10 protein-coding genes, 1 other RNA gene and 1 pseudogene are annotated in these 13951 nt (G+C 57.8%); 5 read left to right on the forward strand and 7 right to left on the reverse strand.

From position 1 onward, the window contains the following. Positions 1-454: 454 nt before the first annotated feature. The 4 genes from H3T88_RS05180 to H3T88_RS05195 all read right to left on the reverse strand — a co-directional run bounded on the left by H3T88_RS05180 (position 455) and on the right by H3T88_RS05195 (position 4647). A complete protein-coding gene (locus H3T88_RS05180; RefSeq protein WP_198203799.1) occupies positions 455-679 on the reverse strand; it encodes a hypothetical protein in 225 nt (74 codons plus the stop codon). A 659-nt stretch (positions 680-1338) separates the two neighbouring features. Beyond that, positions 1339-1737: a transfer-messenger RNA gene (gene ssrA, locus H3T88_RS05185) on the reverse strand. A 113-nt stretch (positions 1738-1850) separates the two neighbouring features. Continuing rightward, entirely contained in the window at positions 1851-2822 is a 972-nt protein-coding gene (locus H3T88_RS05190; protein WP_198203800.1) for a LysR family transcriptional regulator, read from the reverse strand. 202 nt (positions 2823-3024) lie between these two features. Continuing rightward, positions 3025-4647, reverse strand: coding sequence for an NAD-dependent malic enzyme (locus H3T88_RS05195; protein WP_198203801.1), 1623 nt, complete (start codon positions 4645-4647; stop codon positions 3025-3027). A 302-nt stretch (positions 4648-4949) separates the two neighbouring features. On the opposite strand from H3T88_RS05195, the gene H3T88_RS05200 reads away from it, so the two are divergent. Next, positions 4950-6425: a DASS family sodium-coupled anion symporter gene (locus H3T88_RS05200; protein ID WP_198203802.1), complete on the forward strand. Its 1476-nt coding sequence runs from the start codon at positions 4950-4952 to the stop codon at positions 6423-6425. A 102-nt stretch (positions 6426-6527) separates the two neighbouring features. On the opposite strand, the gene H3T88_RS05205 is transcribed toward H3T88_RS05200, so the two are convergent. Both H3T88_RS05205 and H3T88_RS05210 read right to left on the reverse strand, forming a co-directional pair. Beyond that, complete coding sequence (locus H3T88_RS05205; protein ID WP_198203803.1) at positions 6528-7427, reverse strand: carbohydrate kinase family protein; 900 nt, start codon at positions 7425-7427, stop codon at positions 6528-6530. Beyond that, positions 7417-8694, reverse strand: coding sequence for an ROK family transcriptional regulator (locus H3T88_RS05210; RefSeq protein WP_198203804.1), 1278 nt, complete (start codon positions 8692-8694; stop codon positions 7417-7419). Before H3T88_RS05210 ends, H3T88_RS05205 begins: the two co-directional genes overlap by 11 nt. Before the next feature lie 607 nt (positions 8695-9301). Between H3T88_RS05210 and xylA the strand changes: the two genes are divergently transcribed. After that, positions 9302-10645, forward strand: a complete 1344-nt coding sequence (xylA, locus tag H3T88_RS05215) for a xylose isomerase (RefSeq protein WP_015021581.1) — start codon at positions 9302-9304, stop codon at positions 10643-10645. A 59-nt stretch (positions 10646-10704) separates the two neighbouring features. Here the strand turns inward: xylA and H3T88_RS05220 are convergent, their stop codons facing one another. Next, on the reverse strand, positions 10705-11694 hold the full coding sequence (locus H3T88_RS05220; RefSeq protein WP_015021582.1) for a carbohydrate kinase family protein: 990 nt from the start codon (positions 11692-11694) through the stop codon (positions 10705-10707). Between the two features lie 76 nt (positions 11695-11770). Here H3T88_RS05220 and H3T88_RS08915 point away from each other — a divergent pair. The 3 genes and pseudogenes from H3T88_RS08915 to H3T88_RS05230 form a co-directional block, all read left to right on the forward strand. Next, positions 11771-11929: pseudogene (locus H3T88_RS08915) on the forward strand (DeoR family transcriptional regulator); the annotation flags it as partial. A gap of 6 nt (positions 11930-11935) precedes the next feature. Further along, positions 11936-12544, forward strand: coding sequence for a DeoR/GlpR family DNA-binding transcription regulator (locus H3T88_RS05225; RefSeq protein ID WP_232347145.1), 609 nt, complete (start codon positions 11936-11938; stop codon positions 12542-12544). Continuing rightward, a complete protein-coding gene (locus H3T88_RS05230; RefSeq protein ID WP_198203805.1) occupies positions 12541-13908 on the forward strand; it encodes a 6-phospho-beta-glucosidase in 1368 nt (455 codons plus the stop codon). Before H3T88_RS05225 ends, H3T88_RS05230 begins: the two co-directional genes overlap by 4 nt. The last annotated feature ends 43 nt before the right edge of the window (positions 13909-13951 follow it).

The raw sequence follows: 13951 nt of genomic DNA on the forward strand, positions 1-13951 counted from the left end.
GTCTGATTGGGTCATTTGGCTGAATGCCTGAACAGTCACTTGTGAGCAAGATCGGGTTTTGCACAGATAACACACCGTAGGTTGAATCGCTTTTCGTATTTATAAAATCAGTATTTTTGAGCAGGCTAGACTCACCGCACCTTAGCTAATAGCTGTTTGTCAATGTCTCCGTTCAATCAGAATCCGAGTTCTTTCTTTTTTGCTAAGAATCCTGCAAGCGAGATTCGTCCAGCCTCGAAATCCTCATTCAATGCTGTCTTGTTGTATAGGTCACCCTTGGATATGTGTCGCTGCGGCATCGATTCTGATTTGTGAAAGTTGGATGTTGGCCTTTTTTGCTTAGCTGCAGCAGCTTTTTGCGCAGAATCATTAATGGCGGTCGCAAATCTCATCGAGTTAGATATGTGGTTACGGTTGGCCCGGGCTACCCACGCGAAGTCTGGGCCTTCAACAGTTAGATATTTCTCTCCTCCGCTTTTCTTTTGAAAACAAATGCTAAGAGACCGACTGCAAGCATTCTGGTTAACGTTACCCGTGATTCCAATGTTGAGCCATCCTCAACACTCGCGTGGATACCGTCGAGCTTATGTTGTTCGTCTCCGCAAGCTATAAGGTCATCATAAAGTCGAATTATTGTTCCATCGTCTCCCATGAACTTCTTGGGCTCCAGACTTGCCACAGCTATGCCTCTCATTACTTGAAAGCTGTAAGGTTGCCAATCTATATTTTGCAATCGCTGCATTCTTATATAATTATGACTAAACTTAATCCATCATAAACAATCAAACTCATCGAAGAGAGTCTCAGCGGTTGCGTATATAAGAAGATTGATCACAAATTACCTCATAGTGATCTTATAGCGTCCTCTTTGAGTAGGCTTATAAAAAAACAATCAGATTGGTGTCTCTGACATATCACAGTTATTGGCAGCGAAGACACGTCTTCTTTATCTAAGACCACGATGAGCTCCTGAATCGAATTAAAGTAATTGCAGATTCTGACCTAGGGAACCTTTTTAGACAATGGCCATAACTGTTTTGCACTATGTAGAAAGTTGTCATGAATGGGTTTTGCTCATTTTTGTGCTATGTTCTATATTTAAATTCCGGGCCCCAGTAATGCAGTTACCTCTAGAACGGATTGCCGCTTCAACAAACTCCCACGGATTTGAAAGCCTAGTTCCTATTGGACTGGGTAAGTCTCATGCGGGTCATGAGTGCCCGTAATCCAAAAGCCAACCGAATGGATGTGACGCCCCACATGATGCTGAAAGATGGATCCTGGAACAAAAAAACGGTATGCAAAAAGCCAGCCGAGTTGCCTCGGCCGGCCCTTGTCTTGTGGAGCTGCGGGGAATTGAACCCCGGTCCGGTGACCGCACCCTCAGTCTTCTACGTGCGTAGTCTGCTGGCCTTTGTGGCTATCTGTCTGCCCCCACCTGTGTCGCAGACAACCGGTGGCGGGCATAGCCGCAGAAAAAGTCCCCGAACCGCCCTGTGGCGCGGCAGTTCAGGCAAGTCTTCTTAATGACGCTCAGCATCCCCCCGAAGGCGAAGAGGAGTGAACGGAGCAGCTGCTCACTGGTTAATCCTGGCGCGAAGCTCAGGCAGCGAGAGCGAACTCAGTGCGGTTAGATTTAGCACTTGTTGTTTGCGGGAGGACATTAACGAGCGGACCCCCGCGTTCTCGGCACGCTTCCCTGCGACGAACAGGTCACCGTCGAAACCGATCAGCCCCAATCTTGAATTATCAAGCTCCGCTGGCGCCGATTCGGGCCAGCCTCGTCAGTATACAACAGATGGACGCTGCGGATATTCCCGCTTCTCCCTCGGCATTGACTCCAATTTTGGTCAAGCCACAGAGCCCAGTCGGTTGGTGGCATAGTCACTGAAGGCATGCACCTCCTCCACGTCCTCGTGGAAGGCCTCCCGCTTGGTGTCGTTGAAGAGGAAGATGTTGAAGCGAGGCATGTCGTCACCGGCAAAGGGGATGAAGCGCAGGCCATCGCCAGGGTGTACGCCGGCCGAGGTGATCAGGCTGCAGACCAGGCCGGATGTGGTCACCATTTTCAGTGTTTCCACGTCGGAGACCTCAATCAGATGGCTGACTGGCTCAGACAGGTGAATCAGTCGTTCCGCTGCCTGGGCATGGACGAAATCGCGGTTGAGGGTGGCGAAGGGGACGTCCCCGGGAAGCATGGACAGATCCTCGGGGTGCAGGCTGGTCATTCCTGCCGTACCCAATCGTTCGACCATGGACTGGGTGCAGACCATGCCAAAGGGGAAGGAGGCCAGCTTGGTCGTCTCCACGCCATCCACGCTCAGCGACTCGTCGACGCTGGCCACCGCCCCGTAGTCCACGCGGTGGGCCTCTATCTGGCTCAGCAGCTTTTGGGATCCTATGGTTTCCACGGTCGTGTTCTTGTCTGGTTCGCACTGCCCTTGCTGCCCTTGTCCGGAGCTCAGCAGCGATGAGATGATGGGCGGCAGACCGATGGTACGCCGTCGAATCCCGGACCGCGCAGCCAAGGCCTCGGGCAGGGTGTTGATCAGATCCAGGGCCTGGCTGACATGATCCACCACTGTTTTTCCAGCCTGGGTGAGCTGTGTGCCATCACCTGCGCCGAAACGTTGCCTCCGGACCAGCTTGGTTCCCAGACGCTTTTCCAGTCTTCTGATGGCCTGCGAGACGGCAGGTTGGGAGATGCTTGCCTCCAACGCGACATCGGTGAAACTGCCGTACCGGGCCAGCATGGTAAGCAGCTCGAGGTCGCGGACATTATCCATATAGGTCATGAGCCGCTTCCCTTGATTGGTGCTCATATTATTGCTTATCCGTCAACTTTGGCGAAAGACTACTTACCACTACACTATCATTATCGGCTGGATTTAAGAAGATTGACCCTTGAGAATATTGGCCTGGCCTGACTCATGATGAGGGTCCGGTCGCCACGATCATCGGCTATCAATCGTGTCGACCGGACCCTCATCTCAATCTCGCAATATGCGAGGGAGCTGGTTTCGCTCAGGCGTCGTAGTGCCACTGGGCATTGGCCACGGCGGCGTCCACATCCTCAATCGGCTCCCGGTTCAGACCCTCTTGGACCGCCTGTGCAGCCACAGCAGTGGCCACCCGGCGTGAGATCTCCTTGAGGTCGGCCACCGGCGGCAATACGGCGGTTCCGGGCTTGTCCACGTCGATCATGTCGGAGATGGCGTAGGCTGCGGCCAACAGCATCCCCTTGGTGACCAGCCGTGCCTTGGCGACGATGGCCCCGAAGCAGATGCCGGGATACATGAGTGCGTTGTTGCCCTGTCCGATGGAATAGGTGACCCCCTGGTACTCAACAGGCTTTGAGGGGGTGCCGGTGATGACGAAGCCGCGGCCGTGGGTCCAGGCAATCACGTCGGCAGCCTTGGCCTCGGCCAGTTCCGTGGGGTTGGAAATAGGGCAGATCAGCGGCCGCTCCACATGCTTGGCCATGGCCTCAACAACATCCTGGTTGAAGGCCCCGGCCCGGGTTGAGGTGCCGATGAGCACCGTGGGTTGGAAGGCGTCGACAACCTGTGCCAGCGAGGTCTTGTCGGTGACTGAGGCGAACTCATCCGGCTTGCGTGCATAACGGGTCTGACCCTCGGTCAGATCATCCTGACCCTGCTCGATCAGACCCTGACGATCGAAGAGTAGAACCCTGCTGCGTGCAGTCTCTGAATCCATGCCCTGGCGGATGATCAGGTCGTCCACAATCTGGTCGGCGATGCCCACACCGGCGGTCCCTGCGCCGAAGACCATGATCCTGGTGTCCTTGGGGTCGGCTCCGGCAATTTTTCTGGCGGCGATCAGAGCGGCCAGGACGGTCACGCCGGTGCCCTGGATGTCGTCGTTCAAGGTCAGGATTCGGTCCTGGTAGCGCTTGAGGACGGGCGCCGCCTCAGGCCTGCCGAAGTCCTCCCAGTGGATCAGCGCCTGCGGGTAGCGCTGCAGGACCTGCTGGACGAAGTCATCGATGAAGTCGTCGTAGCGCTGGCCTCTGACCCTGGCGAAGTGGTTGCCCACGTAGTCGGGATTGTCCAGAAGGGGCTGGCGGTTGGTGCCGACATCCACCATTACCGGCAGAACGCGCGAGGGATCGATGTTGGCGGCGGCGGTGTAGACCGCCAGCTTGCCCGTCAGAATCTCAGCACCCTGTGCGCCCCAGTCGCCGATGCCGAGAATGCCTTCCGCGTCGGTGCAGACCACCAGGTCGATGGGTCGGTCGCCGGCGTATTGGTCCAGGGCGTCACCGATTCCTTCGGGGTGATCGATGGAGATGTAGGCCACGTCGCTGCCCGAATAGAACTCGTCGTAGCGTTGGATGGATTGTGCCACGGTGGGTGCGTAGACAATGGGCATGTACTCGGTCAGGTGCTTGTCCATGCTCCTGTAGAAGAGCCGACGGTCGGTGCGGCAGATGCTCATCAGATAGAGTCGTTTGTCCAGATCGGTAGGCTGGGCCAGGAAGCGGCGGTAAACGATGCGCTCGCGTTGTTCCTCATCCTGCACGGCAGCAGGCAGCAGCCCGTCCAGCTTTAGCTCGCGCCGCTGCTCATAGTCGAATCCCAGTCCCCGGTTGGCATAGGAATCGTTGATGGTATCGAATCCTGTCATGGTCTCACTTGTCCTTCACGATCGGGGCCGGCCGCGTTGCCGGACCTCTGCAATCAGCCTAGGAAAGCCCTTGGCGGCCCGGCAAATAAGCATCGTCTATATGCAGTTAAAGGCCTATTGCCGGTCCTTGGCGGGTCTGGGAGGTCATAGACAGCCGGCAGTTATGGTGCCCCCTCATATAGGCAGCGCTTATTTGTCGCCCCTACCGCCTGCCGCATAGCATAAGTCCACATGAGCATGCCGACGAAGAGGTCGGCGGTTTCCGGGCAGTTATACGCCGGATCATGAGCGAAGGAGCAATGATGGGTGAAACAGTACGAACGGGTGAGGGCAGGGGAGGCCCCCAGACAGGGGCCAAACAGCCTTTCAATACGGGCCAACTGGTCAAGGCTCTGATCTGTGTGGCGGTAGGGCTGGTCATCTTCCTCATACCGCCTCCCAAGGGGTTGACTCCCCAGGGCATGCACATGCTGGGAGTCTTCGTGGGCACCATTCTAGGGCTGATTCTGCAGCCTCTGCCCACATCAGCAGTGGCCATCATCGGCATGACCGTGGGGATGCTGACCGGGGCCCTGGATCCCAAGAAGGCGGCTTTCAACGGACTGGGCAGCGCCTCGATTTGGTTGATTGTGGCGGCCTTCTTCATTGCCCAGGGATTCGTCTCCACCGGACTGGGCCGCAGGATCGCCCTGGTCTTTCTGTCCAGATTAGGCAAGTCCAGTCTGGGCATAGCCTACGGGCTCTCGGCCGCCGACCTGGTCCTGGCTCCGGCCACCCCGTCAAACACGGCTCGTCTGGGCGGCATCCTTTTCCCGATCATCACCTCCATCAGCGATGTGCAGGGTTCAAAGCCGGACACTGATGAGTCCCGGCGACGCATCGGCGCTTACCTGGCAATCACGGCCAACAATGTCAACGCCATCACATCGGCTATGTTCCTGACCGCCATGGCTGCCGGCCCGGTCGTGGGACAGCTGGCCCAGAAGTTCCACGTGGACATCGGGTGGGGGACCTGGGCCCTGGCGGGCATCGTGCCCGGCCTGATCTGCCTGATTCTCATTCCCGCCTTGATTTACCGCATTTTCCCGCCCACCCTGAGGAACGTGCCCCAGGCTCAGGAGGACGCCAAGGATGAACTCAAGGGACTTGGCCCTCTGAGCATGCACGAGTGGATCATGGCCGTGACCTTCCTGGTCATGTTGGTCCTCTGGGCGACAGGCTCGGTGATACATATCAATTCCACCACTGTTGCCTTCCTGGGCGTGGCTGTGCTGCTGTGCACCAAGATCATCACCTGGCAGGACATGGTGGCCAACAAGTCGGCCTGGTCCACACTGATCTTCTTCGGTGTCCTGGTAGGCATGGCGGAACCCCTGAACACCTTGGGCGTCACCACCTGGGCAGGGGAGATCATCGCCGGACTGGTCAAGGGCATGCCCTGGGTGCTGGTCCTGGTCATTCTGACGGTCTTCTACTTCTTCATCCACTACATGTTCGCTTCTGAGCTGGCTCAGGTCGCGGCCATATACACGCTCTTCGTCAGCGTGGCAGTGGCTGCCGGGGTCCCTGCGATGCCTGCAGCGTTGATGCTGGGTTGCGCCAGCGGTCTGATCGGAGCCATGACCCATTACGCCTCCGGACCGGCGGCATTGATTTACGGTGCCGGATACGTCAAGACCTCTGAGTTCCTGCGGATCGGCCTGATTTGCGGACTGGTGACTGTGGCCATCTTCCTGACCGTGGGTCTGGGCTGGTGGCGCCTCATCGGTATCTGGTAAATTCCGGATTCCGTAGATATAAGACTGGTGCAGATATAAGTTTGGTCCCGTACAGTCGACAGTTCGACCGGGCGGGACCAAATCATGTTCAAAGCTGGTGGATCATTTACCCTGCTGGCCCAGGTAGTCGGGGATATGCTCGGGATATTCGGGCCAGGCGCCCTGCTGGGTGCAGACGAATGCGGCGGTGTTGACGGCAGCTCGGTGGGCCTGGGTCAGGGATGCTCCCAGCAGGCGGTTGATGGCGAAGGTGCCGGAGAAGGCGTCGCCGGCTCCGACCGTGTCGGCTACGGTGATTTCAGGCGTCGGCAGGTGGGAGGACTGGCCGTCCGCCAGGTAGATCGTGCTGTAGTCGCTGCCGGCGGTCAGCACGATGGTGTCAAGGTGCCACTGCTCCATGAACCAGCGGCAGAGCTCGTCGTCCGTGGCCCCGGGAACGTGGAACATGTCACGCAGGGTGACCAGCTCCTCGTCGTTGAGTTTGAAGACCGTGGCCATGTCCAGCAGCTCCTGGATCAGATCCTTGCTGTAGAAGGTGCCGCGCAGGTTAATGTCGAAGAAGCGCATGGCATGGCTCTTGGTGTGACGCAGGACCTGCAGGCAGGTCTCGCGGGACTGACTGCTGCGCATGCCCAACGTGCCGTAGCAGACCGCGTCGGCCCTGCTGGCAAGCCCGGCCAGGCCATCCGTGTATTCCAGATGATCCCAGGCCACATCAGGCTTGAAGACGTACTGGGGGATGCCCTCGGTCAGCTGGACCTCGACAGTGCTGGTGGGGTGGTCGTTGTGCTGCAGGACGGCATCGACCCCGGCCTTGTGAACATCCTCCTCAAGCTCGCGGCCCAGGTCGTCACGTCCCACGGCGCTGATGGCATAGCCTTCCGCCCCGTTCTTTGCGGCGTGGTAGCTGAAGTTGACCGGTGCGCCACCGGCCCGTTTGCCTGTTGGCAGGACGTCCCAGAGAATTTCCCCGATGCTGAGGACCACAGGTTTACTGGTCATGGTGTTCCTTTCCTGACGACAGGCGATGTGCCCGCCTAATGCTTGTTGATTTCACAGTTGAGCGGCCCATGCTGGCCGGATGTTCCAGAAATTGGCTGGCAGCCACCGCGGCTGCCCCTGTCAGCGTGGCATCGGCTGGAAGGCGGGAGAGCAGAATCCTCGTGTGCTCGCGCAGGCCGGGTAGGGCGCGCTGGGATACCATGGTCCGAACTCGTTCCAGCAGTCGGGTACCGGCGTCGGCCACCATGTCTCCGATGACGATTTGGGCCGGGTTGTAGGCGTTGACGATGGTCACGCAGCCATAGCCCACGTAGTCGGCTATCTGATCCACCAGGGTCCGGGCGACCTGCTGACCCGAGCGGGCCTGGTCGAACAGGCTTGAGCAGGCCTTGGCGTGGGTCATGGCCTCGACTCCAGGGAAGTGATCCCGCATATCCGGCTTGCACATGCGGCGGTGGATTGCTACCGCCGAGCAGTAGCATTCCAGGCAGCCTCGGTTGCCGCACTCGCATGGCAGGCCGTTCAGATCGATGCTGACGTGGCCGATTTCTGTGGCCGCTCCCTGGCTGCCGTCAACCAGGGAGCCTCTGTCGATGACTCCTAATCCCACGCCTTCGCCCACCAGGAAGTAGGCCATGCTGGATGCGTTCACTCGGGGATCGAAGAGACTTTGCGCCAGCGCGCCGGCTCGGGCATCCTGCTCGATAAAGGTGGGTACACGGAAGGCCTGGCCGAATTCGTGGATAAAGTCCACCCCACGCCAGCCGGGCATGCTGGTGACCAGGGCGATGCGGCCGGTCTCGCGCAGGTAGGGTCCCGGTACGGCCATGCCCACGGCCACGATGGCGGGATTTGAATCCAATCGTCTTCCCACTCGCGTTCTGACCTCAGCTACTGCGCCGGGGATGTCATCGGGGTCGACGGGGGGCATCTCCTCCGAGTCCAGCAGACGGCCGCTGATGTCGAACAGTCCGATACTGACCATGCTGCGGGCGAACTTGACTCCGATGACCTGGTAGCGGTCGGCGTTCAAGGCCAGGCCGATGGATCGACGGCCGCCCTCTGAGTCCATACTGCCGGTCTCGCTGATCAGACCCAGGCCGATCAGACGGGCCACCAGCTTGCCTACAGCCGCCGGCGTCAGGTTGAGTTCCCGGGCCATCTGGGCTCGCGAACTGGTTCCGTGCTGGTGCAGATATTGGACGATGCGTGACTGGTTGAGTTCGGAGAGGGCCTTTGGTGTGCTGGCGTATGGGCTGCCTCGCATGTCAACCTCCTCCTTGAGTGCTACCGTCACGCTAACTTTGCGCACTTTATGAACAACGTTTATATATTAACATCGTTTAGTATTCTTGCGCAACTGATTCGATGCCGGTAAGGAACCGATAAGGGATCGCCGTCGGCGTTTGTCATAGGTCTGTAGCCGTAGGTGGGTTTGCTCTGTGGAGGTGGGGTGTGGCAACGAAGGGGGTATCGACAGAGTCGATGTAGGTTGTGCCGCCGTGAAGGGCATTATCGAACCCAAGACGTCAAAGGGTTTGATGGTCCGTATGCAGGTGGTCGACTGTCGACCTTCCAATGCTCAGCCCCATACAATTTCGTAGGCTTTTGACCGGGCGCACACGCAGTGGTGCAGACGGATCGATTGGTCCGCCCGGGCGGGCCCTTGTGGCTTGAGATCAAAGCTTCAGACGGTAGTCATCAGGGCTCTCGTCCAGATTCGATTCATGTGCCCATGCAAGCGTCATCTATATAATTTAACGAATTGACAAAATCAATCCCTCCCTCTACCCTTGATGTTCAGGAGGCAGGAACTGATTTCCTCCCCTGTGAACGCCGTAAAGGCAAATGCAATAGGCAAAGGAGCATTTCGGATGGGTCTGTGGGACGTTGACAAGATTGAATACGTGGGTCGCCAGGGCGTCAAGGAAGGCCTGGGCTTCCGTTACTACGACAAGAACAAGGTGGTGGCCGGCAAGCCCATGAAGGACTGGCTGCGCTTCGCTGTGGCCTGGTGGCACACCTTCAACCAGGGTCTGGTGGATCCCTTCGGCGATCCCACTGCGCAGAGGCCCTATTATCGCTACACCGATCCCATGGATCAGGCGCTGGCCAAGGTGGATTACGCCTTCGAGCTCTTCACCAAACTGGGGGTCGAGTTCTTCTGCTTCCACGACCGTGACCTGGCTCCCGAGGGTGACACCCTGCGCGAGACCGATGCCAATCTTGACAAGGTGATCGACCGCATCGAGGCCGCCATGAAGGACACCGGAGTCAAGCTGCTCTGGAACACCTCCTCGCTCTTCACCAACCCCCGCTTCGAGGCCGGTGCCGGTACCTCGCCCTTCGCTGACATCTATGCATACTCGGCAGGCCAGCTCAAGCACAGCCTGGAGATCGGCAAGCGGCTCGGTGCTGAGAACTACGTCTTCTGGGGTGGCCGTGAGGGTTACGAATCCTTGTGGAACACCCGCATGAAGGAGGAGCAGGACCATATGGCCGCCCTCTTCCACATGTGCGTGGACTACGCCAAGGAGATCGGATTCGATGCTCAGTTCCTGATCGAGCCCAAGCCCAAGGAGCCCACCCTCCATCAGTACGATTACGACGCGGCCACCACCATCAACTTCCTGCGCACCTACGACCTGCAGGACAACTTCAAGCTCAACATTGAGGGCAACCACGCCAACCTGGCCATGCATACCTATCAGCATGAGGTCCGCGTGGCTCGCGAGGCCGGATTCCTGGGATCCCTGGATGCCAACCAGGGCGACAAGCTGATCGGCTGGGACATGGACGAGTTCCCTTCGGACCTCTACGATGCCACCGCCGTCATGTGGGAGGTGCTGGCCAACGGGAGCATCGGGCCCCGTGGAGGCCTGAACTTCGATGCCAAGCCGCGCCGCTCCTCCTTCCTGCCTGAGGACCTCTTCAGGACCCACATCGTGGGCATGGACACCTATGCCGCTGGTCTTCTGGTCGCTGCCAAGATGCATGAGGACGGCTACATCGAGCAGCTGCAGCAGGAGCGCTACTCCTCCTTCGAATCCGGCATCGGCTCGACGGTAAAGGACGGTACGGCCACGCTGGCCTCCCTGGAGGAGTACAGCCTTGACAAGCCGCAGGCCGAACTGATCGCCGCCGACAAGTCCGACCATCTTGAAGTGGTCAAGGCCACCATCAACAACTACATCGTCGAGGCTCTGGCCCAGGCCTGAGGATAAGAACATTCTGTTTTCGTCCCCGTGCGGTGCTGCTGGCACCGCACGGGGACGAATCATTTATTGAGACCGTGCGCCTGCAGGTTGTCGATGAGCCAGGACCAATCGTAAGGGCCTTTATAACGTTGGATGAATTCGAGAATAGTGGGAATGCCGGGTGCGCTAAGGGCGCCTCCCGGGGTCTGCACTGAGTAGGCGGATGCCGCTGTCGCCAACTCCATGCAATGGCGCAATGGCCATGACCATGTAAAGGCTGTCATTAAAGCGGCTGCAAAAATGTCGCCGGCGCCGGTGGGATCCTTTGCTTCCACGGAAGGGGCCGGGACTTCGATGAAGCCGGTCGGGTCAGAGGCAGAAGATCCCAGGCCGCCGCGCGTGATGACAGCCGTTGATACATATTCACGTAGCATTTTCAGAGCACCTGCTGTCGTTTTCTGACCAGTGAAGTGTCTTGCTTCGGTTTCATTCATCAGCAGGACATCGACTCCTCTGGCGGATTCGAGGATCTGCCTAGGCCAGCGGCCGGAGGAATCCCATCCGACGCCGCCGAATATGATTGTGCCCTGGTCTCGTAGGGGCTGTGACCAGGTGGGCAATCCTTCAGAGAGGCTGACGAAGAGCGTTCTGGTCAGTTTACCGGCAGGCCAATCCAGGGCAAGCGCTGAACGGTCATAGGTGACAAACGCGCGATCATTGCCAGTGCTGATAGCCACTGAGACCGGATTGCGGTATGCCGCGCTGGTGGTGCACAGATCAAGATTGAGATGGTCAACCTTTTGGAGGGTTTTGAACAATAAAGTCGACAATTGATCGTGTCCGCGGTTGGTGAGCAGACCGGATTCGGATCCAAGTCTTGCGGCAGCCACGGCCCTGTTGGCTGCACCCCCCGGAGAGATGGTCAGGTTGCCGGCCATTACTTCGGTCCCAGGCTGTGGGAAATCAACATCCGAAAAAACCAGATCCAGGTAAGTTTTCCCGGCAATCACTACGTCGAAGATCTTCGGACTGGCTTTATCGATCATCGTCTCATTGTTGATTCTGCTCATGTTTGCTCATTCTAGATAGAAACACTCAAAATGAGCAAACTTTGTCAAATCCTGTCATTTCATGTATGGTGAAGTCATGCTTTTGGATGAACGCCGTCAACGGATTCTCGATCAGCTGGCCGAGCATGGACAGTCAGTCAAGGACTTGTCACATGGTCTTGGGGTCAGTGAATCCACTATCAGAAGGGACCTCACATTCCTGGAGCAGGATGGCCGCCTCAAGCGCAAATATGGCGGTGCGATGCTGACCCAGGGCAACAGGGCCGACATCACTGACTCCGGCAAGCAGGACCGCGTCGTCGAGGCGACTGATGCGCAGATGCAACTTTGGGAACGCATGGCCAAGGCTGCTGCTGACATGGTTCAGGACGGCTCGGTCATCATCTTGGATGTGGCCCCTGAAGCGGCTTTGATTGCACGCAATCTGCGCGGACACAAGGTGACCATCATCACATCGAATCTGGCCGTACTTGATCAGGTTCGTGATGATGAAGCAGTTGACCTGGTGCTCATAGGCGGTGCGGTGCGGCACCATCATAACAGTCTGGTCGGCCCGCTGGCTGAACGGATGATCGCCGATGTTGCAGCTGACTTGATGTTTCTTTGTTGCACCGGTGTGCGGGGGAATGCCGTGGTGGACAACATGGCGGTCGAAGCCCCGATACGTCAAGGTTTCATAAAGGCGTCCCAGCAAATAGTCCTGTTGGCGGATGAATCCAAATTCCCTGGAACCGGAAGTTTCAAACTGTGCTCATTGACTGATTTGGATGCTCTCATCACGACTTCGGGGTCCGGCAAGGGAATGCAAGACAGTTTTGCCAAGGAAGGCAAGAAGGTGGTGGTCGTATGAAATTAACGATTCTTGGTGGCGGAGGCTTCCGTACGCCGTTCATCTGGCAGGCATTGATCAGGGATCAAGGCGAACCGCGCGTGGATGAGCTGGCTCTGTATGACACAAGCCAGTCGCGTATGGATACGATGGTGAACATCATGCGTGTCCAGGCCCAGGGCTTCGACCACAAGCCTGGAATCCGCACATACACGGAGCTTGAGCCGGCCCTGAGCGGTGCCGATTTTATTTTTGCTGCGATTCGTGAGGGAGGTCTCCAGGCCAGATGCTGCGATGAACATGTGGCTTTGGATCTGGGCCTGCTGGGGCAGGAAACCACTGGGCCCGGCGGGCTCGCATACGCCATGCGCACTGTGCCGGTTATGCTGCGGATGGCCCGTATGGCTGCCAGGGTCTGCCCTGACGCATACTTTTTGAACTTCACCAACCCTGCTGGCATCATTACCGAGGCATTGCAAAGCGTATTGGGTGATCGTGTGGTCGGCATATGTGACACCCCATCCGGATTGGGCAGAAGAATAGCCGCGGCTTTGGGACATGATCCAGAGGATGTCAGCATGGATTATGTCGGCCTCAACCATCTGGGTTGGATGCGTAGAGTGTTGGTCGGCGATCATGATCTGCTGCCGGACCTGCTTGCCGATGAGGAGAAGCTGTCGGGGCTGGAGGAGGCCAAGGTCTTCGACCCGGACTGGTTGCGGCAGTTGGGGATGATTCCCAATGAATATCTCTTCTACTACTACTGCGATAGAGATGCCGTCCGTCGTATCTTGGAGTCTCCCATGACCCGCGGCGACTTTCTGCTCAAGACCCAGACTCGTTTCTACAAACAAGCAGCCACGGCCGGGAACGAAGCCGACCGTATCTGGACCGATGCCTTGCAGGAACGTGGAGCCAGTTATATGGCTGAGGCTCTGGGAGGTGTACAAGGTGCCCCCACCAGCAACCGCAAGGAGGAGTTCGATCCTGCCCATTTGGGTTATGCAGGAGTGGCTCTGGGCGTTATGAATGCAATCAGTCGACATGAGCGTCGGGTCATGATTCTCAATGTGCGCAACAGGGGAACAATAGCTGGCCTACCCAATGATGCCGTTGTCGAGGTTCCCTCGCTTGTGGACTCGCACGGAATCCATCCTCTGAATGTGGGAGAGCAGCCCACAATGGACCAGATCGGCCTTATGCAACAGGTGCGTCAGTCGGAAAGGCATGCGGTTCGGGCTGGGATCGAGGGATCCCCCCATGAGGCTTTGCTGGCTTTCGCCTTGCATCCTCTCGTGCAGTCCGTTCCGTTGGCCAGAAAGCTGCTGGCCGGATATCGTCGTGAAATTCCTGAGATGAACGCCATTTTCGAGAAACGAGGATAAAAATGACCAACCAGTCTTCGGCCCGGGGCTAAGCGGGTCGGTA

Origin of the sequence: Bifidobacterium sp. W8110 (assembly GCF_016101375.1) — a bacterium.
Lineage (GTDB): Bacteria > Actinomycetota > Actinomycetes > Actinomycetales > Bifidobacteriaceae > Bombiscardovia > Bombiscardovia asteroides.

Coding starts and splice junctions, on each gene's coding strand:
- xylA (WP_015021581.1), top strand. CDS start 9,302: ATGGGTCTGTGGGACGTTGACAAGATTGAATACGTGGGTCGCCAGGGC.
- H3T88_RS05200 (WP_198203802.1), top strand. CDS start 4,950: ATGGGTGAAACAGTACGAACGGGTGAGGGCAGGGGAGGCCCCCAGACA.
- H3T88_RS05205 (WP_198203803.1), bottom strand. CDS start 7,427: ATGACCAGTAAACCTGTGGTCCTCAGCATCGGGGAAATTCTCTGGGAC.
- H3T88_RS05230 (WP_198203805.1), top strand. CDS start 12,541: ATGAAATTAACGATTCTTGGTGGCGGAGGCTTCCGTACGCCGTTCATC.
- H3T88_RS05225 (WP_232347145.1), top strand. CDS start 11,936: ATGCTGACCCAGGGCAACAGGGCCGACATCACTGACTCCGGCAAGCAG.
- H3T88_RS05210 (WP_198203804.1), bottom strand. CDS start 8,694: ATGCGAGGCAGCCCATACGCCAGCACACCAAAGGCCCTCTCCGAACTC.
- H3T88_RS05195 (WP_198203801.1), bottom strand. CDS start 4,647: ATGACAGGATTCGATACCATCAACGATTCCTATGCCAACCGGGGACTG.
- H3T88_RS05190 (WP_198203800.1), bottom strand. CDS start 2,822: ATGAGCACCAATCAAGGGAAGCGGCTCATGACCTATATGGATAATGTC.
- H3T88_RS05220 (WP_015021582.1), bottom strand. CDS start 11,694: ATGAGCAGAATCAACAATGAGACGATGATCGATAAAGCCAGTCCGAAG.